The 23,682-nt window shown below is 59.3% G+C and carries 18 protein-coding genes; 12 read left to right on the forward strand and 6 right to left on the reverse strand.

Translation table 11 applies throughout. From position 1 onward, the window contains the following. Positions 1–70: 70 nt before the first annotated feature. Entirely contained in the window at positions 71–670 is a 600-nt protein-coding gene (locus EI291_RS08260; protein ID WP_125419331.1) for a 3'-5' exonuclease, read from the reverse strand. A 208-nt stretch (positions 671–878) separates the two neighbouring features. Here EI291_RS08260 and EI291_RS08265 point away from each other — a divergent pair, with 208 nt between their 5' ends. From EI291_RS08265 to EI291_RS08290, 6 genes are read left to right on the forward strand one after another with little or no spacing between them, the layout of a single operon-like run. Continuing rightward, a complete protein-coding gene (locus tag EI291_RS08265) occupies positions 879–1,655 on the forward strand; it encodes a hypothetical protein (protein ID WP_125419332.1) in 777 nt (258 codons plus the stop codon). Between the two features lie 16 nt (positions 1,656–1,671). After that, positions 1,672–4,440, forward strand: coding sequence for a TonB-dependent receptor (locus EI291_RS08270; protein ID WP_125419333.1), 2,769 nt, complete (start codon positions 1,672–1,674; stop codon positions 4,438–4,440). Positions 4,441–4,444: 4 nt separating this feature from the next. Continuing rightward, positions 4,445–5,569: a DUF4249 domain-containing protein gene (locus EI291_RS08275; RefSeq protein WP_125419334.1), complete on the forward strand. Its 1,125-nt coding sequence runs from the start codon at positions 4,445–4,447 to the stop codon at positions 5,567–5,569. Positions 5,570–5,608: 39 nt separating this feature from the next. Next, positions 5,609–6,754: a DUF4249 domain-containing protein gene (locus EI291_RS08280; RefSeq protein ID WP_125419335.1), complete on the forward strand. Its 1,146-nt coding sequence runs from the start codon at positions 5,609–5,611 to the stop codon at positions 6,752–6,754. Positions 6,755–6,800: 46 nt separating this feature from the next. Further along, a complete protein-coding gene (locus EI291_RS08285) occupies positions 6,801–7,946 on the forward strand; it encodes a DUF4249 domain-containing protein (protein ID WP_170172565.1) in 1,146 nt (381 codons plus the stop codon). 45 nt (positions 7,947–7,991) lie between these two features. Then, positions 7,992–10,403 carry an MG2 domain-containing protein gene (locus EI291_RS08290; protein ID WP_125419337.1) on the forward strand — a complete coding sequence of 804 codons (2,412 nt, stop codon included), beginning with the start codon at positions 7,992–7,994 and terminating at the stop codon, positions 10,401–10,403. A 75-nt stretch (positions 10,404–10,478) separates the two neighbouring features. Here the strand turns inward: EI291_RS08290 and EI291_RS08295 are convergent, their stop codons facing one another. Beyond that, on the reverse strand, positions 10,479–11,117 hold the full coding sequence (locus EI291_RS08295; RefSeq protein ID WP_125419338.1) for a DUF1684 domain-containing protein: 639 nt from the start codon (positions 11,115–11,117) through the stop codon (positions 10,479–10,481). A 143-nt stretch (positions 11,118–11,260) separates the two neighbouring features. On the opposite strand from EI291_RS08295, the gene polA reads away from it, so the two are divergent. The 3 genes from polA (at position 11,261) to EI291_RS08310 (ending at position 15,850) form a co-directional block, all read left to right on the forward strand. Next, entirely contained in the window at positions 11,261–14,146 is a 2,886-nt protein-coding gene (polA, locus tag EI291_RS08300) for a DNA polymerase I (protein ID WP_125419339.1), read from the forward strand. A gap of 218 nt (positions 14,147–14,364) precedes the next feature. Then, on the forward strand, positions 14,365–14,787 hold the full coding sequence (locus EI291_RS08305; protein WP_125419340.1) for a DoxX family protein: 423 nt from the start codon (positions 14,365–14,367) through the stop codon (positions 14,785–14,787). Positions 14,788–14,833: 46 nt separating this feature from the next. Continuing rightward, positions 14,834–15,850 (forward strand): YpdA family putative bacillithiol disulfide reductase, encoded by a 1,017-nt coding sequence (locus tag EI291_RS08310; RefSeq protein ID WP_125419341.1) that lies wholly within the window; start codon positions 14,834–14,836, stop codon positions 15,848–15,850. A gap of 78 nt (positions 15,851–15,928) precedes the next feature. On the opposite strand, the gene EI291_RS08315 is transcribed toward EI291_RS08310, so the two are convergent. The 3 genes from EI291_RS08315 to EI291_RS08325 form a co-directional block, all read right to left on the reverse strand. Continuing rightward, positions 15,929–17,368, reverse strand: a complete 1,440-nt coding sequence (locus EI291_RS08315) for an SGNH/GDSL hydrolase family protein (protein ID WP_125419342.1) — start codon at positions 17,366–17,368, stop codon at positions 15,929–15,931. A 27-nt stretch (positions 17,369–17,395) separates the two neighbouring features. Beyond that, positions 17,396–18,649 (reverse strand): OmpP1/FadL family transporter, encoded by a 1,254-nt coding sequence (locus EI291_RS08320; protein ID WP_125419343.1) that lies wholly within the window; start codon positions 18,647–18,649, stop codon positions 17,396–17,398. Between the two features lie 162 nt (positions 18,650–18,811). After that, positions 18,812–19,633, reverse strand: a complete 822-nt coding sequence (locus tag EI291_RS08325; RefSeq protein WP_125419344.1) for a cyanophycinase — start codon at positions 19,631–19,633, stop codon at positions 18,812–18,814. A 262-nt stretch (positions 19,634–19,895) separates the two neighbouring features. On the opposite strand from EI291_RS08325, the gene mgtE reads away from it, so the two are divergent. The 3 genes from mgtE (at position 19,896) to EI291_RS08340 (ending at position 23,028) form a co-directional block, all read left to right on the forward strand. After that, positions 19,896–21,278, forward strand: coding sequence for a magnesium transporter (mgtE, locus tag EI291_RS08330; RefSeq protein WP_125419345.1), 1,383 nt, complete (start codon positions 19,896–19,898; stop codon positions 21,276–21,278). 62 nt (positions 21,279–21,340) lie between these two features. After that, positions 21,341–22,258: a magnesium transporter CorA family protein gene (locus EI291_RS08335; protein WP_125419346.1), complete on the forward strand. Its 918-nt coding sequence runs from the start codon at positions 21,341–21,343 to the stop codon at positions 22,256–22,258. Positions 22,259–22,323: 65 nt separating this feature from the next. Next, positions 22,324–23,028, forward strand: a complete 705-nt coding sequence (locus EI291_RS08340; RefSeq protein ID WP_125419347.1) for a hypothetical protein — start codon at positions 22,324–22,326, stop codon at positions 23,026–23,028. A 231-nt stretch (positions 23,029–23,259) separates the two neighbouring features. Here EI291_RS08340 and arfB read toward each other — a convergent pair whose 3' ends face one another. After that, positions 23,260–23,667, reverse strand: a complete 408-nt coding sequence (gene arfB, locus EI291_RS08345) for an alternative ribosome rescue aminoacyl-tRNA hydrolase ArfB (RefSeq protein WP_125419348.1) — start codon at positions 23,665–23,667, stop codon at positions 23,260–23,262. Positions 23,668–23,682: the final 15 nt, after the last annotated feature.

The following is a 23,682-nucleotide window of genomic DNA, read 5'->3' on the forward strand; positions in this document are numbered from 1 at the left end:
ATAGGCACCAGAATACTACTCAGCTATTCCTTTATAGCTCTATTGCTCAGCTACTCTTTGGATAAGGTTACTACTCATTTACTACTTTATAGACAGGCAGCTCATAGAACGGGCGCAGCAGCTGCACCACGTCCAGGGCATCGGCCAGGGCCTGGTGAGCTACGGTATCATCTTCGAAGCCAGCGCGGGCCTTGCAGATCTGCATGGTGGGCAGGCGGGTATCCTTGCGCCAGTTCAGGTAGAAGGCTGCCGGATCCAGCATGGCGGGTTCAGCCCGTATTAATGAGCCATAGCCGGGGAGCTCACGCAGAAAGCCCAGGTCGAAGACGGCAATGTTCTTGCCGGCCATGGTTACGGGTACACAGTCCTTTTTATCAGGTTTGAAGCCGTGCGCCAGCAGAAACTCCCGCAGCTGCGGTAGCAACTCTTCGGGAGTACATAGCTCTGGGTTGGGCTCTTTGCGGGCCAGTTCGCGCAACAGTCCGGCATTCAGGGCCAGAGCTCCGGCCGTACCTACCAGCTCCGGGTGCCGCACAACGCGCCGGAATGCGGGCAACTCCGGTAGCGGCAGCAGATGCCGGGTATCCTCCACCACGGCGGCTAGTTCCAGGATCTGGTGGCGCTGGGGGTTGCTGCCGGAGGTTTCGAGGTCGAGGGAGATATAGCGCATAGAAGTGGCTCTACGCGCCGGTTACAGCCGGGTTCCGGAGAATAGGCATGTAATATTTCCGGTTTTAACGTGATTTTGCTTTGTTCCTGAGCCGGTTGTAGTGTAATTGCAATAGTAGCCAGCTTGGCTTATCCGCTTATTTTTGAATGCATGCAGCTTTTCATTCGGAATGGCTGTCAGTTTGTTGCCCCGCTCTATCCTTTCCATTATGTCTTGGTACCACCCTATTCCCTGCTCAGCAGTACTGAGCCTATTGCTTGCGCATACTGTCAATGCCCAGACAATTGCCCCTGATTCCTCGCGCCTAACGGCAGCCCGTACGCTAACTGAGCAGCGGTACACCCAGGCTATTCAGGACCAGTCCAGGCTGTACAATGGTACTGAATATGTGAATTACGCCCGCTACTACCAGGCCAGCGTGGGCAACCAGTTCTTCGTGTCGCCGGATGAGGCCGTGGGAGAAATAGAGTACGATGGACGCTTGTATGGCAATATCCCGCTGCGCTACGACTTACGCACGGACCAGGTAATTGTGAAGCAGCCCACCAGCTCCTTTTATGTGCAGCTGGTGCCGGAGCGAGTGAAGCGGTTCTCGGTGCACGGGCACCAGTTTGTGCGCCTGGAGGCCGACAGCGCCAATGCCCAGGGAATCCGCTCCGGGTTTTATGACTTGTTGCTGGACAAACAGGTGAAAGTATTTGCCCGGCGGACCAAGCAAATGCAGACGCAACCCAGCCAGAATGTAACGAAGGCTGAGTTTTATGCTTTCACCCAATACTTGATTCAGGTCAACAACGCGCTTCACTCCGTGAAAAGCAAAGGTTCAGTTATTTCTCTGTTTCCGGAGCGGCGCAAGGAATTGCAGCGGTATGCCCATGATAACCGACTGGCATTCACCAAAGAAACGCGGGAACAGGATATCATTCGCTTGGCCGATTATTACACCAGCTTACCGGCGGCACCACAGGCCAACGCCAGCAAATAAGCAGCAGAATTAATCTATGAAACACGTCTTTACTGTATTTCTGCTGCTCATGCTATTCAGTGCGGGCAACACGGCTCAGGCCCAGGAGTCCGCGCAGCAACCCATCAGCCTAAGCTTACAGCAGGTCCCCTTCGAGGAGTTTGCCAAGGCAGTTGAAGCCCAGACGCGCCTCCGATTTTATTTCAACCCCGCCGCCGTCGATAGTGTGGCTATAACGGTACAGGCTCAGCAGAAGCCCGTGCGAGAAGTGCTGCAACAGGCTTTGCAGAACACGCCCCTGCGCTTCGCCCTCGATGCGCAGAACCGGGTATTCGTGACCCGGGGAGTGACAATTACGCCGGAACTGGCAGAAAGCTTTTTTCAGCCGGAGCAGAATAATGCCCTCATCACCCAAGCCGACCCCAACGACCAGGAACCCGGCAGCACCCGCATCCGCTCGGTAAGCGCGGCGGCCAGTAAGCTGTACGACATTGGAACGGGCTCGGCAACGGGCAAAGCTACCCTGAGCGGCCGTATCCGGGAGGCAAAAACCGGGGAGCCCGTGGTAGGGGCAACCGTGTATATCGAGTCGCCGAACATTGGCACCAGCACCGACCAGTTTGGCTCCTATACCCTAACGCTGCCCGTGGGCCGGCACGATGTGAAGATCCGGGGAATAGGCTTTAAAAATACGCACCGGCTGGTGCAATTGCGCGGCGACGGTAAGCTGGATATAGAAACGGAGGAAGACGTAACGAGTTTACGCGAGGTGGTGATTGAAGCCGAGAAGGACAAGAACGTGGCCAGCCTGCAGATGGGCGTGGAGAAACTGGACATCAAAACGATGCGGCAGGTGCCCACGGCCTTCGGCGAAACGGACGTGCTGCGGGTGGTGCTGACACTGCCCGGCGTGAAATCGGTGGGGGAAGGCAATACCGGCCTGAACGTGCGCGGTGGTGCCACCGACCAGAACCTGATTCTGTTCAACGACGCGACTATCTACAACCCCTCGCACCTGTTCGGGTTCTTTTCGGCCTTCAACCCCGATGTTATTAAATCGGTGGAGCTCTACAAAAGTGCTATCCCGGCTAAGTATGGCGGCCGCCTGTCGTCGGTGCTGGATATTACCACCCGGGAAGGCAACAAGAAGAAGCTGGCCGGAGCCGGCGGCATTGGTCCGCTTACCAGCCGCCTGACGCTGGAAGGTCCCATCCTGAAGGATAAGAGCTCCTTTATCATTGGGGCACGCTCCAGCTATTCCGACTGGATACTGCATCTGCTGCCCAACGAAAGCTTCAAGCAAAGCTCGGCTGCGTTTAACGATATCAGTGCCCATATCAGCCACGAGTTCAACGACAAGAACACGGTGTACGCCACGGGCTACCTGAGTACTGACAAGTTCCAACTGGCCAGTGACACGGCCTATCGGTACCTGAACAAGAATGCCAGCGTGAAATGGCGGCACACTATCAATAACAAGCTGTACGGCGTGCTTACGGGGGCTATGAGCCACTACGAGTACGACATTACCAGCAAACGGGACGCGGCTACGGCTTCGGAACTGACCTACAAGATCAAGCAGTACCAGGCCCAGCTCGATTTCTCGTACGCGCCCAACGCCAAGCACACCATTGATTTCGGGGCCAGCTCCGTGCTATACCACGTGTCGCCGGGCGGGCTGACGCCTTCCGGAGCCGAGTCGCTGATTACGCCCGACGTACTGGCCCGGGAGCAGGGAGTGGAAAGCGCCCTCTACCTCTCCGACCGGATTGACGTGTCCTCGCGCCTATCGGTATCCATTGGCCTGCGTTATTCAATTTACAATGCGCTGGGGCCGCGCGAGGTGTATAACTACGCCCCGGGCCTTTCCAAAACGCTCAACACCATCATCGATACTTCCTACTATGGGCCGGGCAAAGTACTGGCCACCTACCATGGGCCCGAGTACCGGTTTTCGGCGCGCTATTCACTTACGCACAACTCGTCGGTTAAGCTCAGCTTCAACCGCACCCGCCAGTACATTCATATGCTGTCCAACACCACGGCCATGTCGCCGACGGACATCTGGAAGCTGAGCGACTCCAATATCCGGCCCCAGGTGGGCGACCAGTATTCTATCGGGTACTACAAAAACTTCCGGGCCAATACCATTGAGGCTTCGGTAGAAACCTATTACAAATCCACCAAGGATTTTGTGGATTACAAGGGAGGTGCCACCCTCATCCTGAACCACCACATTGAAACGGACATTGTAAATGCCGTAGGCAAGGCGTACGGAGTGGAAGTGATGCTGCGCAAGCTGACCGGCAAAATCAATGGCTGGGTGAGCTACACCTACTCCCGCTCGTTGGTGCAGGTAAACCAGGGCACTACTTCCGACATGATTAATGGGGGCCGCTACTACCCCAGCAACTTCGACAAGCCGCACGATTTTACCCTGATTGGCAACTACCGGTTCAGCCGCCGCATCAGTGCCTCGCTCAACTACACGTACAGCACCGGCCGCCCCATTACGCTGCCCCTCGCTAAATACTACGTGAGCAATGCCACGCGGGTGTACTACTCGGAGCGCAATGCCTACCGCGTGCCCGACTACTACCGCGCCGACCTGGCCCTGAACCTGGAGGGCAACCACAAGGTGAAGAAGCCCTTCCACAGTTCCTGGACGTTTGGCGTGTACAACCTCACCGGCCGCAAAAACCCCTACTCCGTGTACTTCAAATCGGTCGGCGGCCAGATTCGGGGGTATCAGCTTTCCATCTTCGGCCAGCCCATTCCCACGATTACCTACAACTTCAAGTTTTAGCGCCATGCTGACGGGGAGAAGCTGGCGCTGGATGAGAAGCTTGCTGCTGTTGCTATTGGCAGGCTGCGTGGAGCCGTATGCCCCGGAGGTGATAATTGCGCCCAATAACTACCTGGTAGTGAATGGGTACATCAATGGCAATGGGGTAACCAGCATTCAGCTTTCCCGCTCACAGCAGCTGGCCGCTACCGGGGTCTATCCGCCCGAAACCCGGGCCACCGTGTACATTGAAACTCTCGCCAACAAGCGTTACCCACTGGCCGAAACCACGGCGGGGCTGTACACTTCGGTAAGCCAGAAGCTGCCCACCGACCAGCAATACCGTTTGCGCATCCGCACCGTAGCAGGCCACGACTATACTTCCGACTTCACTGCGCTCAAACTCACCCCGGCCGTTGACCAGCTAGAGGGCCGAGTGCAGCCCAACGGCGTTCAGCTGTATCTGAGCACCCACGACGACCAGAACCAAACCCGCTACTACCGCTGGGAATACGAAGAAACCTGGGAGTTTTTTGCCGCCCATGAAAGCCTGTACGAGTATGTACCCAGCTCCGGCATGACAATTCCGCGCAAGGAGGGCATTTACCATTGTTGGCGTACCGAGAAATCAACCACCATTGAAACGTCCAGTACAGCCCGGTTGAGCCAGGATGCCGTGCGCGACTACCGCATGCAATTTATTCAGCCCCGGTCGCCGAAGTTGCGCAGCAAGTATAGTATTCTGGTGCGGCAGTATGGGATGTCGCAGGCGGAGTTTGACTATTGGGAAGAGGTGAAGAAGAACACGGAAAACATTGGTACCCTCTTCGACCCATTGCCCAGCCAGATTCAAGGCAACGTGCACGCCGTGAGTGATGCCGAGGAGCCGGTGTTTGGCTTCGTGGGCGCTACTACTCAGGTAGAAAAGCGTATTTTCATTGGCCGGTTGGATGTGCCGTTGGAGTGGAGTTACATCAATGAGGGATACGAACAGTGCCCTGAGCCGTTTCCGGCCCCCAGTGGCTATACCGCACAGCAGCTATTCGGAGAGCTGAATCTGGAGCTCGTGAGCCGCAGTACGATGCTTCCACGGGAGTGTGTAGACTGCCGACTGAGGGGCAGCAACGTCAAGCCCAGTTTCTGGCCTTAATAACTGATATACACGTAGTTAAAATTTACACCCTGTCTTATGTCGGCTTTCATGCGTCTGGCTATCTGGAGTTTACTGTTGCTGCTAACCGGCTGCGTGGAGCCTTATGCCCCTGAGGCCGTTACGGCTCCCAGCAACTACTTGGTCATTAACGGCTTCATCGACGGCAACGGCACTACCCGTATCCGGCTTTCCCGCAGTGTGCAGATAGCCTCGCCCTCAGTGTTTCCGGCGGAGCGCCGGGCTACAGTAGTCATTGAAAACCAGGCTGGCCAGCGCTACTACCTCACCGAAACCGATACAGCGGGGCTCTATACTTCGAAACGGCTGACGCTGCCGGCCAACCAGAACTACCGCCTCTACATTCGTACTTCTGCCGGCCGGGAATATGCCTCTGACTACACTCCGCTGAAAATTGCACCCGCTTTTGATCAGCTGGAGGGGCGCACCCAGACCAACGGGCTGCAATTGTACCTGAGTACCCACGACGACCAGAACCAGACCCGCTACTACCGTTGGCAGTACGAGGAAACCTGGGAGTTTACCTCCGCCTACGAGAGCCTTTACCGGTACGCGGGTAACAACAAAATGGTCCTCCGCAAGGAGGACATTTACCACTGCTGGCGCATTGAGCCTTCTACCACCATTGTGACCACCAGCACGGTGCGCCTGAGCCAAGACGCCGTGCGCGACTACCGCCTGCTGTTTATTCCGCGGGCTTCTGAAAAGCTGCTTTCCCGCTACAGCATTCTGGTGCGGCAGTACGGGATGTCGCAGGCGGAGTTTGACTACTGGGAGGCCGTGAAGAAGAACACGGAAAACATCGGCACCCTCTTCGACCCATTGCCCAGCCAGATTCAGGGTAACGTGCACTGCCTTTCCGATGCCCAGGAGCCCGTGCTCGGCTTCGTGGGGGCTTCTACCGTGGTAGCAAAACGAATCTTCATTGAAAGAGGCAGCCTGCCCCGTGAGTGGATACCGCAACAGGAGGGCTACGAGGCGTGCACCGGCCTCGACCACTGGCCTAGCATCAAATACCAGGACTACACCATGGATGATATGTTCGGCGACTCCGTGTACCGGACGCCTGTCACCCGTGTAGGGGGTGGTTACACTATGCAAACCATAGATTGTGTCGACTGCCGGATACGCGGCACTAACAGAAAACCCAGCTACTGGCCCTAACTCCTACTGATTACCAAGCCAGCATACCACACCTTTTCTCATGCGCATGCCTTCTTTTTTACGTTATTCTCTGTTGAGCTTGTGGCTGGCCCTCAGCCTCAGCAGCTGCGTACAGGAATACCTGCCTGCTGTCATCAGTGACGACAACAACTACCTGGTAGTGGACGGCTTCATTAATGGCAATGGGGTAACCAGCGTTTCGCTTACACGCTCCTTGCAGCTGGCGGCCAAGGGTACCTACCCACCCGAAACCCGGGCCGTGGTGTTCATTGAAAGCGCCAGCAACCAGCGCTATGCGCTGAAGGAAGCTACGCCCGGCGTGTATACCTCACCAACCCAGGTGCTGCCCGCCAATCAGAATTACCGCCTTTATATTCGCACGGCTACCGGCCGTGAATACGCCTCCGACTTTACGCCGCTGAAGACGACACCCGCCATTGATGCGTTTGGCGGCCGGCCGCAGGCGGGTGGCTTGCAGTTCTACATCAGTGCCCACGACGACCAGAGCCAGACCCGCTACTACCGCTGGCAGTACGAGGAAACCTGGGAGTTTACCTCCGCTTTCCGCAGCACCGTCGTTTACGTAAACAACCGGGTAGTCCCCCGCACCGATAATATCTACAACTGCTGGCGCACCGAGAAATCAACCTCGCTGAATACCACCAGCACGGTGCGCCTGAGTCAGGATGCCGTGCGCGACTACCGCCTGCTGTTTATTCCGGCTACCGCGGGCCGCCTGCGCAGTAAGTATAGCATTCTGGTGCGGCAGTACGGGATGTCGCAGGCGGAGTTTGACTACTGGGAGGCCGTGAAGAAGAACACGGAAAACATCGGCACCCTCTTCGACCCATTGCCCAGCCAGATTCAGGGTAACGTGCACTGCCTTTCCGATGCCCAGGAGCCCGTGCTCGGCTTTGTGGGGGCTTCTACCGTGGTCGAAAGACGCATCTTCATTGACCGCATCGACCTGCCCAATGACTGGCCGACCAACCTGGATGGCTACGAAAACTGCATTGGTCTGGATACTTTTCCCAGTATGCGGTGGAAGGGGCTTACTCTGCAGGAATACTTTGCCAGCCCGGAAGAGCGTATTCCGGTAAGTGTCAATGGGCCCTTCTATACTTCTCAAAGCCCCGCCTGCGTGGATTGCCGCCTACGAGGCACCACCACCAAGCCTAGCTTCTGGCCTTAGCCGCCTAGTATCCCAACCGGTCTGTTCTTCCTTTCTTTCGTCCTTATGTTATCTGCTACCCGCTCACCTATTTCCTGCAGTGTTGCGCTGCTGGCGTGCCTGGCAACGGCCAGTACGACCCGGGCTCAGTCTGACTCACTTCGTACCCTCACGCAGCGCTTCACTGCGTATCAGCAGCAGACGCTGCAGGAGAAAGTATATCTGCACCTGGACCGGCCGTTGTATCTCAGTGGTGAGGTACTGTGGTTTAAGGTATACGCCACCGATGGTACGTACGGCAAGCCACTGACCATGAGCAAAGTGGTGTATGTGGAAGTGCTGGATAGAAACCGGCAACCAGTGCTGCAAGCCAAAGTGCCGCTTAAGAACGCCACCGGCCAGGGCTCATTCCAGCTGCCGGCCGGCCTGAACTCCGGCAGCTACACAGTACGGGCCTATACCAACTGGATGAAAAACTTCAGCCCCGAGTTTTTCTTCCACGCGCCGGTTACCATCGTGAATACGCTGCAGGCCTCCGGGGCCGTGTCGACACTGGATACCACGGCCTATGACGTGCAGTTTTTTCCGGAAGGCGGCAACCTGGTGCAGGGTGTGCAGAGCCAGGTGGCATTCAAGGTAAGTAACCGCACCGGCCAGAGCGTTCCGGTGGAAGGCACCGTGCTTGACAGCCAGGGACAGACGCAGGCCAGCTTCAAAACCCTGAAATTTGGCATGGGCTCCTTTCGCTTCACGCCGGCCGCTACCAGCCCCTACACTGCCGTGCTCAAGCTACCGAATGGCCGCCTGCTGACGCGCAAGCTGCCGGCTGCCTTTGCCGAGGGCTACGTGCTGCACCTCACCGAGCCCGATGCCCAGCGTGTGCGCATTACCGTGCAGGCCCCGGGCCACAACCAGGAAACAGTGTATCTGCTGGGTCATGCGCGGCAGCAGCTCGCCCTGGCTACCAGCGCCCCCATAGTGAACGGGCAGGCCGAGTTTGTAGTGGACCGCAAGGCCCTGGCTGACGGAATTTCGCATTTTACGCTGTTCAATGGCCGCCGCCAGCCGGTGTGTGAGCGGCTATACTTCCGGCGACCCACGGAGCAGTTAACCATTCAGACGCTGCCCGATAAGCGCCAGTATGCCTCCCGCAGCAAAGTAAACCTCCGGCTTGCTACCGCCACGGCGGCCGGGCAGTCCCTGCCGGCCAGCCTCTCCGTAGCAGTGTACCGCGCCGATTCATTGGTGGCAGAAACCGGGGCCGATATCCGCAGCTACCTCTGGCTGACTTCTGACCTGCAGGGTACCATTGAAAATCCAGCCTACTATTTCACCAGCACGGAGCCCGAAACTGCTGCCGCTACCGATAACCTGATGCTCACGCACGGCTGGAGCCGGTTCCGGTGGGAGGATGTGCTGCGCCGTCAGCCACCACGCCTCCCGTATCTGCCCGAAGTAAACGGACACCTGATTCGGGGCCGCATTACCCAGCGCCAGAACAACCAGCCCGCCCCGGATATTACGGCGTATCTCACTTCGCCCAGCCGTACAGTACGGTTGAGCAACAGCATCAGTGCCGCCGATGGAACTGTGCTGTTTGAAACGGCCGACTTCTACGGGGTTCGGGATGTGGTGGTGCAAACGAACACGCAGCGCGACAGTACCTACCGGGTGGAACTGGATTCGCCGTACTCACAAGCCTTTGCGACGAGTATGTTTACCCGACCTTTCACGCCGTATCCACGCTTCAAAGACGAATTCACCCTGCGTCACCTGCAAAACCAGGTTCAGACGACGTATAACCGCAAGTTCACCAGCGTTTTCTCGCAGCCTGCCACCGATACTCTGGCATTCTTCGGGAAACCAGATGAGAAGTATTGGCTGGATGACTATACCCGCTTTAAAACGCTGGAGGAAGTGCTCCGCGAGTATGTGCCGGGCGTAAAGGTGCGCCTGCGCAAGGATGGTTTTCACTTCAACGTCCTCGATAACCCTAACCGCACCATGTTCACGGATGAGCCGCTGGTGCTGCTGGATGGGATGCCCGTGTTCAACACCAACAAGATGATGGCCTATGACCCGGCCAAAATCAAGAAACTGGAAGTGCTGGACAGCCGCTACTTCCAGGGCCGCGCTTTATACAACGGCATCATCAGCTTCTCCACTTACAAAGGAAATCTGGATGGGTTTCCGCTCGACGCCCGCGCCCTCGTACAGGAATACGACGGCCTGCAGCGGCAGCGGGAGTTCTATGCGCCTCGCTACGACACCCCCGAGGCCCGGCAGAGCCGTCTTCCCGACTTGCGCAACCTGGTGTACTGGAACCCACAGGTAATGACTACTCCAGGCCAGCCGGCCGTACTTGAATTCTTCACCCCTGACCAACCCGGTCAGTACCGGATAGTGGTACAGGGTCTGTCCACATCGGGTGCGGCGGGCAGCAACACTAGCATGTTCGATATTACACCGGCTCAGTAGCTACCGGCTGCCTTATGAAGAACGGCCGCTCCAATTGGGGCGGCCGTTTTGCTTGTATGAGGCTTGGCAGGCAGCTTAATGGTCGCTCATCACTCCCACTTGTACCTCCACCGCCAATCGATTTTCCGGTGGGGGCACGGGGCAGGAATAGCCACTTTGGTAGGCGCAATACGGGTTGTAGGCTCGGTTGAAATCGAGTAGTACCTGGCCGCCGCGGATCTGGCCCCGGCGCAAATCAAGGTAGCGGCCGCCGCCGTAGCTGCCGTGACCGTTGGTACGGTCGGTGAAGGGCACGAACAGATAGTCGCGGTAGTCGGTGGTGTTGAGCAGGTCCAGGCTTTGGTACACAGTGAGCTGCCGCGGCTGGCCGTCAAGCACGAATTCCAGCACGCCATACTTGCGGTAGAGCGGCCGCCGCACGGTGCTGGTCGGCATCGGGAACGGGGCCGAGAGGGAATCAGGCACGAAGCGTGCTACCACGCAGGCCGCGTAGCGCACCGGGTAAAACGGCAGTCCGGCAAACGCCGCGCGGGCCGCGCGAGGCAACGGCGTACGGGTAGAGTCGCGGTATTCCGTGTTGAGTTCCTGCTGGAAGGCGGCCACCTGCCGGGCATGCTCGGGAGCAGTGGGGCGGACTACTGAAGCAGACTGGGCTGACGCGACTCCGCACCCAAACCACAGCGTACTCAGAGACAAGCAAAAGAGAAAGCGCATACGGGCAAAGAAACAACAAACTCCCCACCGCCCGTGTAAATTCCGGTGCCTGGCTCGCCACCCGGTGCCGAAGTTGCGTAATCCGGTTGCCGGGCTGCGGGTTGTGCTAGTCCGGCCCCGTTGCCTTCCGTACCTTCGCAGATATGACTCCCGACGCTCCCGCCGCCCAGCCCCACAAGCTTTTCCTGCTCGACGCTTTTGCCCTGATTTACCGCGCCCACTTTGCCTTCAGCAAGAACCCGCGCGTGAACTCCAAGGGCCTCAACACCGGGGCCATCCTGGGCTTCACCAATACGCTGGTGGAAGTGCTACAGAAGGAGAAGCCCACCCACATTGGGGTGGCGTTTGATGCGGCCAAAAAGACCTTCCGCCACGAGCAGTACGCCGAGTACAAAGCCCAGCGCCAGGCCATGCCCGAGGATATCGGCCTGGCTATTCCCTACATCAAGCAGATTATCAAGGCCTTCCACATTCCCATTTTGATGGTAGAAGGCTACGAGGCCGACGATGTGATTGGCACCTTGGCCCGCCGGGCCGAGGCTCAGGGCTTCGGCGAGGTGTTCATGATGACGCCCGATAAGGACTACTGCCAGCTCGTGACGGACTGCATCAAAATCTACCGGCCGGCCTTCATGGGCAACGCCGCCGAGGTGCTGGACATAGCGCACGTGCTGCAGCGCTTCGAGATTGAGCGGCCCGAGCAGGTAATTGACATTCTAGGCCTGCAGGGCGACGCCTCCGACAACATTCCGGGCATTCCGGGCATCGGCGAGAAAACGGCCAAAACCCTGATTCAGCGGTTTGGCTCGGTGGAAAACCTGATTGCCAACGTGGACCAGCTCAAGGGCAAGCAGCAGGAAAACGTGCGCAACTTCGCCGAGCAGGGCTTGATGAGCAAGGAGCTGGCTACCATCCACCTGGATGTGCCCATCGAGTTTGAGGCTGACAAGCTGGTGCTGGACAAGCCCGACGAGGAGCAGTTGCGCCAGCTGTTCGACGAGCTGGAGTTCCGCCAGTTGGCGGCCCGCGTGCTGGGCGGCGGCAGCCCCGCCGGCGTGAGTGCCGCCCCGGCCTCCCGCGGAGCACGGCGCCCCAAGGTGGCGGAAGGCCAAGGCAGCCTGTTCGGCTCCTCCTCGGATGCGGCCGTGGCCATTGGGGCCGAGGAAGGCGAAACCGGTGAGTTTGGGGCGCCCGCTGGGCCACGCCTGACCCTGCAGGACGTGCCGCACCAGTACCACCTCATCGATACGCCCGAGCTGCGCAAGTCGCTGCTGGAATTCCTGCTGCAGCAAACCGAAGTCAGCTTCGACACCGAAACCACCGGCCTGGATACCATGACGGCCCGGCTGGTGGGCCTCTCCTTCTGCTGGCTGCCCGGCGAGGCCTACTACGTGCCCGTGCCGCACGATGACCACGCCGCCGCCCAGGCCCTCATCGACGAGTTTCAGCCCTTCTTCGAGGCCCCGCACATCCTCAAGATCGGCCAGAACATCAAGTACGACCTCACCATCCTTAAGCACTATAAAGTCGCCATCAACGGGCCGCTGTTTGATACCATGCTGGCCCATTACCTGCTGGAGCCCGACATGCGCCACAACATGGATGTGCTGGCCGAAACCTACCTGCACTACACGCCCGTCAGCATCACGGAGCTGATCGGCCCCAAAGGCAAAAATCAGAAAACCATGGCCGACCTTCCGCCGGCCGAGGTATCGGACTACGCCTGCGAGGACGCCGACGTGACCTTGCAGCTCAAGCACGTGTTTGAGCCCATGCTGAAGGAAGTGGGCCTGCTGGAGCTGCTCAACGAGGTAGAAAACCCGCTGGTGCCGGTTCTGGCGGATATTGAATACGAGGGTGTGAAAATCGACTCCTCGGCCATGGGCGAGTACTCGGCCGAGCTGCAGGGCTACATTCAGGACATTGAGAAGCAGATTTTCGCGGAAGCCGGCCAGGAATTCAACATCGGCTCGCCGAAGCAGCTGGGCGAGGTGCTGTTTGATAAGATGGACCTGGGCCGGGGCAAAATCAAGAAAACCAAAACCGGCCAGTACGCTACCGGCGAGGAAGTGCTCAGCCAGCTGGCCGCCGACGCCCCCATTGCCGGCCTGATTCTGGAGCACCGCCAGCTCAGCAAGCTGCGCAGCACCTACGTGGAGGCCCTGCCCCAGCTGGTGTGCGAGCTGGACGGCCGCGTGCACACCTCGTTCAACCAGGCCGTAACGGCCACCGGCCGCCTTAGCAGCACCAACCCTAACCTGCAGAACATTCCCATCCGCACCGAGAAAGGCCGCGAAATCCGCAAGGCCTTTGTGCCGCGCGACGCCAACCACGTGCTGCTGGCCGCCGACTACTCGCAGGTAGAGCTGCGCATCATGGCCGATTTCTCGGGGGATAAAACGATGATTGAAGCCTTCCGTCAGGGCCTCGACATCCACACCAGCACGGCCAGCAAGGTGTTCCACGTGCCGCTGAATGAGGTAGACAGCGAGATGCGCCGCAAGGCCAAAACCGTCAATTTCGGTATCATTTACGGCATTTCGGCCTTCGGCCTGGCCCAGCGCATCGGCATCTCGCGCAAGGAAGCCACCGAAATCATCGACACCTATTTCGAGGAGTTTTCGTCGGTGAAGCAGTTCATGGACGACAGCATCAACAAAGCCCGGGAGCTGGAATACGCCACCACGCTGCTGGGCCGCCGCCGCTACCTGCGCGACATCAACTCGCGCAACGCCACCCTGCGCGGCTACACCGAGCGCAACGCCATCAACGCCCCCATCCAGGGCACCGCGGCCGACATCATCAAGAAGGCCATGATCAACATCCACGAGTGGCTGCGTCAGGAAAAGCTCGGCACCAAGATGATCCTGCAGGTACACGACGAACTGGTGTTCGACGCCGTGCAGGAGGAAGTGGCCTACATCACCCCCAAAATCAAGGAGCTGATGGCCACCGCCCTGCTCCTCCCCCACGGCGTGCCGCTGGAAGTGGAAGTAGGCACCGGCAAGAACTGGCTGCAGGCCCATTAAAACGTCAGCTTTCAGTAGTAGCGCGAACTGTGTAGTTCGTGCCTCCGCACCGTTAGGATCTTTTGAACGGCTTAGGGGCGCGAGCTGCACCGTTCGCGCTATTACCTGTCGGTTCTTATTGCAAGCGTAGTCTGACCTAAGGGTTGGAGCGGTAAGGCATCTTCGTGCCCCGCGGGCCGTATAGCCCAATTATACTGCTCACTTTACGGCTTGCACTCATGGCTTCCCAACCCCACACCACCACCCTGCAAAACGTGGCCCGCGTTCTGATGGGCTCCTTTATGGTAGTAGCCGGCACCGGCCACCTCACGTTTCAGCGGCAGGAGTTCCAGGCCCAGGTACCCGACTTTGTACCGCTGAGCAAGGATACCACCGTGCTGGCCTCGGGCGTAGTGGAAATTGGGTTGGGACTGGGGCTGCTGGCCCTGAAAGGCAAAAATCGGGTACGAATGGGCATTGGGCTGGCGGCATTCTACGCGGCCGTGTTTCCCGGCAACATTCACCAGTACACCCACCACCTCTCCGCCTTCGGCCTCGATACCGACCAGAAACGGCTAGCGCGGCTGTTTTTTCAGCCGGTGCTGATGGGCTGGGCCTTGTGGAGCACGGGGGCGCTGAATGCGCTAAAAAAACGCTCGTAGCTTCAATTGCTTTAAACACCTGGCCTCCGGGCCGGTAGTAGTGCGTATGACAACCGACGTTTCTTTTGATGTGGTGGTGATTGGGGCCGGCCCCGTGGGCTTAGCCTGCGGGCTGGAAGTGCAGCGGCGTGGCCTCTCGGTGTGCGTGCTCGACAAGGGCGCGCTGGTGAATTCCATCATCGGCTACCCCACCAACATGGAGTTTTTCTCCACGCCCGAGCTGCTCGAAATCGGGGGGCATCCCATGACCACGCTGCACTACAAGCCCCTGCGGGAAGATGCCCTCGACTACTACCGCCGCGTAGCCCAGGCCGAAAAGCTCACCCTGCGCCTCTACGAGCGGGTAACCGGCCTCGAAGGCGAGCAGGGTAGCTTTACAGTCGTAACCGAGAAGGGCCGTATTGGAGCCCGCTTCGTAATTGTGGCCACCGGCTTCTACGACGCGCCCAACCTGCTGCGCGTGCCCGGCGAAGACCTGCCCCATGTAACGCACTACTACAAGGAACCCTACGCCCACGCCGACCAGGACGTGGTAATTATCGGGGCCAAAAACTCCTCGGCCAAGGCGGCTTTGCAGTTGTTGCGCGCCGGGGCCCGGCCCGTGCTGGTCGTGCGCGGCCCGGAAATCAGCGAGTCGGTGAAGTACTGGATCCGGCCCGACCTGGTGAATCGCATCAAGGAAGGCCGCATCGGCTGCTACTTCAACAGCACCGTGGCCAATATCACCGCTTCCACCGTGGAGCTGAACACCCCCGACGGCCCGCGCACCCTGCCCGCCCAGCACGTGTACGCCCTCACCGGCTACCACCCCGACTTCCGGTTTCTGGCTACCCTGGGCATCACCTGCGAGGCCGACGCCGCCCAGACGCCTACCCACCACGCCGACACGCTGGAAACCAACCGCCCCGGCCTGTACCTGGCCGGTACCGTGTGCGGCGGCCTGAACACCAGCCGCTGGTTTATTGAGAATGGCCGTTACCATGCCCAACTTATTGCTGCCCGCCTGGGCGGTGAGGCAATGCCCAAATTGCCGGACGTTTTACAGCCCGTGCAGTTCTCCTGATTCTGCTGATTTAGTCCTTATTAAAAAAGGCCCTTCCGCCGAAGCAGAAGGGCCTTTTTATGATTATCCCGCAAATACCTAGGGCAGCGTTACGCCACGGTAAGTGTTGGGGTTTACATAAGGCAGCGTAGAGCCATACTGCGCATTGATTGCCTTGATTATCTCATTGGCAATAATGGCGTAGCCACGGGGCGTGGGGTGCACACCATCCAGCGAGAACAGGTTACCCGAAATGTAGCTGGCCGTGTTGGTAACCCCATTAGTGCCATAGCCACTGGCAGCTACCTGGTTGAAGAAGATGTTGGCATCGAACAGCGCCAGGCCTTTGGTAGCCGCCAGGTTGCGCAGAGCGGTGTTGTAGCCCAGCGTAGCCGTAGCCACAGTAGCCTGCTCCACATCATCCAGCACGAAGGCGCTGGGGAAGGGGTTTTCCGCCGTTACACCCAGGGCCTTGGTGGTATCCACCCCGAAAGCCGTCAGGAACAAAGGGAAGCCCGCAGCCGGCTGACCCGACTGCGCGTACAGGTAGCGCCACACGCGTCCACCGGGCCGGCCAATCAGGCCCACGAACGGCGACGAAGTAAGCGTGAACAGCTGGCGGCCGCTGCCCCCGGCATCCCGGATGTCGCTTACCGCAATGGTTTTACGGTTAGCAGAAGTTGGCCCGCCAGTAGCTGCACCAGTGGTAATTACCAGGCCGGGTACCCCTGCGGCACTCAGGCTGGTACGCAGACGCGGGCCTACCGTGGTAAAGAACGGAATACCCGATACATCCGGAATCGTGGAAATAACACCTTTCGCGCCACCAGCCGTCAGCACGTTAATGATACGCGTAGCTTTCAGCGTGAACGTATCAGTGCGGGTGATGGTGTTGGTGGCCGCCGTGGAGGCGCCGCCGCTGGTGGAGTAGCCCAGCACGTCGTTGTTACCCAGCCAGGAGCTGAAGAAGGTGGCCGTAGCGGCTTCACGCTTCACGCGCTGGAAGTAGGTCTCCAGCGGGTTGGTAGTGGGGGTAATCCGCTCGAAATACGGGTTACCGGCCACGCTGCCGTAGCCCGGTGTCTGCACGTTGTCCATCCGGATGCCGGGCACGCCCAGGTTATTCACGGCCGCATCGTAGCGGGTGTACAGGGGGCCGCCGGTGGGCGAAGCACCCCGGATAGCCAGGCTGGTAGTTACCGGAGCCGTAATAGGCGAGCCACTGGCGTCAAAGCCGGCCAGACGCAGGTAGCCCGAGCCATTGCGCTGCGCATCCGTGAACAGCGGCTGCGCGAAGTCGCCGCCGCCGGCCAGTTTGAACTGCTGCGCCAGCAGGTTGGGGTACGAGTTCAGCTGGCCTTCGAGGTACAGACCACCATCGGAGTAGCCGGCCGTGAGCGAGTTACCCACCGCAATGTAGCGCGAGAAATTAGCCGAGCCGCTGGTAGCCGGAGCCGGAGCATCCAGCTCCGGCTGGCAACCTGCCAACGCCAGCAGTGCCAGCGCGGGCAGCGCCTTTTTCAGAGCAGAAGTATTCATATACAAAAGAGGAGGCAGAGGTGGGAATTAGAAGTTGTAATTGAAGCCGATACCGGGAATTACAATGTTCGTCTTGTAAGTGCCCGCCACGCGGTCCAGCGACGTACCATTGTTCAGCAGCTCGTTCTGCGTCTGGGTGCGCTTCTTAATGCTCACGTACTGAGCCGAAAGGTCAACTCCAAACTTGCCGAAGGAGTACGTGGCGCCCAGCGTACCGCTCACGCGGTCAGCATCCGGCGTTTCCGGCGTTACGTAGCCGTCTTTCACCGGCGAGTTGTCATAGGAGCCACCGGCACGCACCGTCAGGCCGTCGGTCAGCTTGTACTGGCCACCGAGGCGGAACGTCAGAGCGTCCTGGTAGTAGCGCTTCGAGGTGGATTTGTTGCTGGTGCCCAGGTTCTGATCGAAGGTGAAGTCCAGGGTTTTGTAGCGGCTCCACTGTACAAAGTTCACGTCGAAGCCCAGCGTCAGCTTGTCGTTGGGCATTACGCCTACACCAATGCTGGTAGTGGCGGGCAGCGGCAGCGTTACGTCAAACTTGGTAGCAGCAAACGAGGAGGCCAGCGCCGTGGGCGTGTTGGTGATGGTCACGGTACCATCCTTCACGTGCGCATCAATGTGAGAACGGTAGCTGACACCCAGGCTCAGCTTATCCGAAGGCTTAAAGAACACGCCGGCGTTGAAGCCCACTTTGTGCTCGGCTTTGCCGTCCAGCTCCACGTGGCCGTCGGGGTAGTTACCGATGCTGATGTCCTTCTGCAGGTTTACGGCACCATAGGCCAGAATTACCGGACCACCGCCAATGCTCAGTTGGTCGGTAATAGCGTAGCTCACAGTAGGCTGCACGAAAACCGACTTCAGGTCGATGTCGGTGAGGCTATAGCGGCCTTCCCAGCCGGAAGCGTACTGCAGCTTGCTGCCGAAGGGAGTATATACGGCAATACCCAACCGCCATTTGCCTTCCGCTGGGCCGAAGCCCGCGTACAGGTTAAAAGGCGTTACGATGCTGTTGCGCAGGGTGCGCTCATCGGAGCCGAACTGCCCCCGAAACGACTGGCGAGCCAGCGTGACGTTGCCGCCAATCTGTACGCCCCGCTCCCGCACCATGGCCAGCGCACCGGGGTTATAGAACATGGCCGCCTGGTCCAGAGACAGGCCTACGCCTACGCCGCCCATGCCGTTGTTCTTCTGCCCGGCCAGCGTTACCTGGAAGCCGCCCGCCGAAGCAGCCGTGCCCGAGAGCAGCGCCCCTCCCACGAGGAGTAGAGATTTTAGATTCATACGAAAGAAGAGTGAGTGAGAATTTGTGGGGTTAGTGCCCTAAATGTATGGAAAATGACTTTGTTTATTCGGCGTGCCGAATAAATTTCTGTGCTGCTTTTAATGGGTTTGTGAGTACTTGCTCAGTGAACTGGTGAAGCCAGTAGCGCATTTTTTATGGATTCATACTTCTTCGGTATCGGGCACCCGGCGCGAGTGCAGATCCAGCACCTGCCCGGCTACCAGCAGGTGAACCACAAAGTTCTGACCGCTCACCGGCTCGCCCCGCCCGATACGGCCCAGGTTGCTGCCCGTCAGGTGGCGGCCATCCACCACCATTACTACCCCATCCCCGAATACTTCGGCATGACGGCCCTGGCGGATAATCACACCGGTTTCCTCGGCCAGGCCCATGCCCAGGCACATCGGGTGCGCCAGTAGCGCGTGCGCCAGCCGCCCGAACCGGCCCCGTTCCACGAAGTGCTGATCAATGAGCAGACGAGGCAGCAGGCCCAGACCGTTGCTGGTGAGCATGCCGCCCTTACGCAGGGCCCGCCAGCCATATCCCTCTACTACCATAAACTCCGGCATTACGGCGGCCCCGGCGCTGGTTCCGGCAATAATGAAGTCCGGCTCCTGCTGGTAGCGCTCCAGCAGCACCCGCAGAAACTCCGTACCCAGCAGAAAATCGGTAATCCGCTCCTGGTCGCCGCCGCTGAAAAACACCAGACTGGCCCGGCGCAGGCGGCGCAGCGTATCGGGGGCATCGGCGGGGTGATGCTCACTGATGCGCAGGTGGCGGGCTCCCACGCAGCCCAGCTCACGCAAAGCCCGCTCGTAGGCCCGGGCGGAGCGGGTATCGTCGCGGGAGGCCACTGTAATGATTTCAACCGGCAGCCCGGGCTTCGGCAGCATGTCGCAGAGCAGGGCCAGCATGGCATCGTCGTCGCCGCCCCCGAGGGCTACTAGCGTACCGAGTGGCTGCACGGCGGGAGAGTGAGGCATAGTGGGCGGAGGGGAGTAGGAGCCAAATGTACGCTACCTGCGCAATTTGGCAACATCCGGCGGCATTCGGCTCCTGCGGCGCTGGTGGTTGCTGTGTCCCAACCGGCCCTGCGGCCGGGTTTCGCGTATAGGCTTTCAACCTGCGCAGAAAGTTACCGGCCGGGGCACGGAATCCGCCTTCGAAAGCCCTACTTTTGCGCGCCGGTTTTAACCGCCCACCAACTCCCGTCTGCCTAGCGAAAAAACACCCCTCTTGTAGTTCATGAATCAGCACCCGACTACCGACCACATCACGTCCCTGATTCAGGAGGGCGAGTTTTTCAAACTCAAGGAGGCGCTCAAGCTATTTGAGCCGAACGAAGTAGTAGAGCTGCTGGAACAGGAAGAGGAGCGGGAGCAGCTTATCATCTTCCGGCTGCTGCCGCTGCAGCTGGCCACGGAGGTGTTCGAGTACCTGGACCTCGACATTCAGAAGCACTTTCTGGCCAACCTCTCGCAGGATAAGATTTCGGACATTCTCAACGAAATGTCGCCCGATGACCGGACGGCGCTGCTGGAGTTTCTGCCCGACGAGCTGGTGCGGGAACTGATCCAGACGCTGTCGGAGCCGGAACGCAAGGTAACGCTGGAGCTGCTGGGCTACCCCGAGTACTCGGTGGGCCGCCTGATGACGCCTGACTACATTGCCATCCGCGAAAACTGGACGGTGCAGCAGGTGCTCGATTATATCCGGCGGCACGGCGGGCAGTCGGAAACCCTGAGCGTGCTGTACGTGACCGACGAGCGGGGCGTCCTCATTGACGATATCCGCATCCGGGAGTTTCTGCTGGCCGACCCACAGAAGCGGGTGAGTGAGTTGATGGACCGCCGCTATGTGCAGCTCAACACCATGCAGGACCAGGAGGAAGCCATTGAGGTGTTTCGCCGCAACGACCGGGTGGCCCTGCCCGTGGTGAACGACGAAGGCGTGCTGTTCGGCATCGTGACCATCGACGACATCCTCAGCATCCGGGAAGAAGAAGACACCGAGGATATTCAGAAGCTGGGGGGCTCGGAGGCCCTTGATGAGCCGTACCTGACCATTGCCCTGCCCAAAATGATTCAGAAGCGGGCCGGCTGGCTGGTGATTCTGTTTCTGGGCGAGATGTTTACGGCCACGGCCATGGGCTTCTTTGAGGGAGAAATTGAGAAGGCCGTGGTGCTGGCTTTGTTTGTGCCGTTGATTATCAGCTCGGGCGGCAATGCCGGCTCCCAGGCGACGTCGCTCATCATCCGGGCCATGAGCCTGGGCGAAATCACCATTGGGGAGTGGTGGCGCGTGATGCGCCGCGAAATTCTGTCGGGGTTGTCGTTGGGCGGTATTCTGGGGCTGGTTGGCTTCCTGCGCATTGTGGTGTGGCAGATGTCGGGCCTGAAGGACTACGGCACCCACTGGCCGCTGATTGGCCTGACGGTGAGCTTCTCGCTGCTGGGTATTGTGCTGTGGGGCTCGTTGGCGGGCTCCATGCTGCCGCTGCTGCTCAAAAAGCTGGGCTTCGACCCGGCCACGTCCTCGGCCCCCTTCGTGGCTACATTGGTGGATGTGACGGGACTGGTAATCTACTTCTCCTTCGCCACCCTGTTCCTCAGCGGCACGCTGCTGTAGGGCGTAGCTCGTCGGTGGAGCGCGTTTTCGCGTAACAGGACCTGTTGCCAACCGCGCCGCCCATGACCGAACAACTTCTCACCCGCCAGGAATCCGCGTTTGCGTGGCTGGATATCACCAGTCCCACCGTGGCCGAGCTGCAGGCCGTAGCCGAGCAATACGACCTGCCCGACTCGCTGGTGCGCGACTGTTTGGAGCCTACTCACCTGCCCAAATTTGAGGCCACCCACGGACTAAACTTCGTGATTCTGCGGGTATTCAATCCGCCCAAGACCAACGAGGCCGACACCATTCAGGAGCTGAGCACCAAAATTGCCATTTTCTATACGCCCGATTACCTGATTACGGTGCATCGGCTGCCGCACCCGGTGCTGAACGAGCTGCAGCGCGTGGCCCGTGCCCCCGGCGAGGCGAGCAGCACGCCGGCCGAGGTGGCCTTTCACTTAGTACGCTACGCCCTCAACAGCTACATGCAGCCGGCCCTCCGCCTCACGCGGGAGCTGGACGACTACGAGGCCGAAATCTTTCTGAAGCAGGAAGTACCCAATGCGTTGCAGGGCCTGTACTTTCTGAAGCGCAAGGCCTCGGCGGCCAAGCAGCTGCTGCTCCTCACCCGCGACATCCTCACGATGCTGCGCCGGCAGCTGGCCCACTCCAACACCGACGATACGCTGCTGCAGGACACCCAGGATTTGCAGGTGAAGGTGGAAACCATGTACCAGCAGCTGGACAGCGGCGCTACCAACCTCATGAACCTGTACCTCTCCCTGTCGTCGCAGCGCACCAACGAGGCCATGCGCGTACTCACGGTGTTTTCGGCGTTTTTCCTGCCCCTCACCTTTATTGCCGGCATCTACGGCATGAACTTCAGCCACATGCCCGAGCTGACCTGGAAGTTTGGCTATCCGCTTTCCATTCTGTCGATGGTGGTTATTTCGGTGGGAATTTACGTGTGGTTTAAGCGCAAGGGCTGGATATAGGGAGGTTTACCGGTTTATTCTATTCGATGATAACACCTCGCTTACTCCTTGCTTTCCCCCGCCAGTTGAGCCGGCTGTTACTGGCCGTACCTGCGGCTTTGCTTTCCGGCTGCGCGGCCGTGGGTCAGCTTGATACGTTGCCCGAAGGCCGCTACCGCGCCATCCAGACCAACGACGTGGCGCTGCATGCCCGCCTGCCGCTGGGCCAGCCGGTCTACGCCCGCCAAAGCGCCGACACGCTATACCTGCTCCCGGACAGCCTCAGCCGCCAGCCCGCCGACCCCAACTTGTCGCCCTACTACCGACTACAGCCGGGTCGCCACGTTGTCCTGGCCGCCCGTCGCTTCGACCTCGACGTGTTTACGATTCCGTTTAAAATCCGCCCGCCCCGGGCAGGGGTACCGGTACAACTCAACTCCAACTTCAACGCCGCCCTGTACCTGGGACGCCGCCTCGATTTTTACCACCTCACCAGTCACCCTCAGGTGGGCGGGCCGCGCCGGCCGCTGATACGCACCACGGGCCTCGGCTACGGGCTGTTCACTGGGCTGGGCTCCTCGGCCATCACCCCCGATTTCACCCACCAGCACGCCACCACCGATTACGAGGGCTTCGTGCTGCACGCCGGGGCCGCCGCCATCTACGACGCGCACATTTTCAACCTGGGCCTGGCCGTCGGGGCCGACCACCTGCTGGGCCCCGATGGTAGCCACTGGATTTACCAGCACCGCCCCTGGTTCGGCGTCCTGTTCGGCCTGGATCTGAATTAGGTAGTTAGTAGTTGATGCTTAGTACTTAGGCTACTCTCATAGAAGCTGTTTAGGAAATCAAAACCGTTGTCATCCTGAGCGCAGCGAAGGACCTTCTCACGTCTGGACAGCCGTTGTTCTGACGTGAGAAGGTCCTTCGCTGCGCTCAGGATGACAGATAAGTAGCTAAACCAGACTTCCTAAACAGCTTCATATTCTAAGCTCTAAGCACCAACTACCATGCACTAACACCTAATAATCCACCCGGCCACGGTTCGCTTTCTTGTCGCCGTGTTTCTTTTTGGATTCCAGGCGCTGGCGCACGGCGCCTTTGCTGGGTTTGGTGGCGCGGCGGGCCTTGGGCTTGTAGAGGGCTTTGCTGAGCAGCTCGTGAAATTTACGCAGGGCGGTTTCCTTATTGCGCAGCTGGCTCCGGTCTTCCTGGGCCACTACCAGCAGTTCGCCCTCGGAGGTGAGCTTGGAGGCCAGCTTCTGCAGCAGCGTCTGCTTCTGCTCGTCGGTGAGCAATTGGGAATCGAGGAGGCGGAAACGCAGCTCCACGCGGCTTTCCACTTTGTTCACGTTCTGGCCGCCCGGCCCGCTGCTGCGGCTGGTCTGGAACTGGAGTTCGGGCAAAAAGGCATCGGCGGCGGGGAGCATAGAAAGCTTGGAATG

The sequence above is a fragment of the Hymenobacter rigui genome (assembly GCF_003944715.1).
Lineage (GTDB): Bacteria > Bacteroidota > Bacteroidia > Cytophagales > Hymenobacteraceae > Hymenobacter > Hymenobacter rigui.

What these genes read in the sequence shown, in the direction of transcription:
- EI291_RS08285 (WP_170172565.1), top strand. Translation starts at nt 6,801, where the DNA reads ATGCCTTCTTTTTTACGTTATTCTCTGTTGAGCTTGTGGCTGGCCCTC.
- EI291_RS08265 (WP_125419332.1), top strand. Translation starts at nt 879, where the DNA reads ATGTCTTGGTACCACCCTATTCCCTGCTCAGCAGTACTGAGCCTATTG.
- EI291_RS08260 (WP_125419331.1), bottom strand. Translation starts at nt 670, where the DNA reads ATGCGCTATATCTCCCTCGACCTCGAAACCTCCGGCAGCAACCCCCAG.
- EI291_RS08315 (WP_125419342.1), bottom strand. Translation starts at nt 17,368, where the DNA reads ATGAATACTTCTGCTCTGAAAAAGGCGCTGCCCGCGCTGGCACTGCTG.
- EI291_RS08320 (WP_125419343.1), bottom strand. Translation starts at nt 18,649, where the DNA reads ATGAATCTAAAATCTCTACTCCTCGTGGGAGGGGCGCTGCTCTCGGGC.
- EI291_RS08305 (WP_125419340.1), top strand. Translation starts at nt 14,365, where the DNA reads ATGGCTTCCCAACCCCACACCACCACCCTGCAAAACGTGGCCCGCGTT.
- EI291_RS08280 (WP_125419335.1), top strand. Translation starts at nt 5,609, where the DNA reads ATGTCGGCTTTCATGCGTCTGGCTATCTGGAGTTTACTGTTGCTGCTA.
- arfB (WP_125419348.1), bottom strand. Translation starts at nt 23,667, where the DNA reads ATGCTCCCCGCCGCCGATGCCTTTTTGCCCGAACTCCAGTTCCAGACC.
- EI291_RS08310 (WP_125419341.1), top strand. Translation starts at nt 14,834, where the DNA reads ATGACAACCGACGTTTCTTTTGATGTGGTGGTGATTGGGGCCGGCCCC.
- EI291_RS08295 (WP_125419338.1), bottom strand. Translation starts at nt 11,117, where the DNA reads ATGCGCTTTCTCTTTTGCTTGTCTCTGAGTACGCTGTGGTTTGGGTGC.
- polA (WP_125419339.1), top strand. Translation starts at nt 11,261, where the DNA reads ATGACTCCCGACGCTCCCGCCGCCCAGCCCCACAAGCTTTTCCTGCTC.
- EI291_RS08325 (WP_125419344.1), bottom strand. Translation starts at nt 19,633, where the DNA reads ATGCCTCACTCTCCCGCCGTGCAGCCACTCGGTACGCTAGTAGCCCTC.
- EI291_RS08275 (WP_125419334.1), top strand. Translation starts at nt 4,445, where the DNA reads ATGCTGACGGGGAGAAGCTGGCGCTGGATGAGAAGCTTGCTGCTGTTG.
- mgtE (WP_125419345.1), top strand. Translation starts at nt 19,896, where the DNA reads ATGAATCAGCACCCGACTACCGACCACATCACGTCCCTGATTCAGGAG.
- EI291_RS08290 (WP_125419337.1), top strand. Translation starts at nt 7,992, where the DNA reads ATGTTATCTGCTACCCGCTCACCTATTTCCTGCAGTGTTGCGCTGCTG.
- EI291_RS08270 (WP_125419333.1), top strand. Translation starts at nt 1,672, where the DNA reads ATGAAACACGTCTTTACTGTATTTCTGCTGCTCATGCTATTCAGTGCG.
- EI291_RS08335 (WP_125419346.1), top strand. Translation starts at nt 21,341, where the DNA reads ATGACCGAACAACTTCTCACCCGCCAGGAATCCGCGTTTGCGTGGCTG.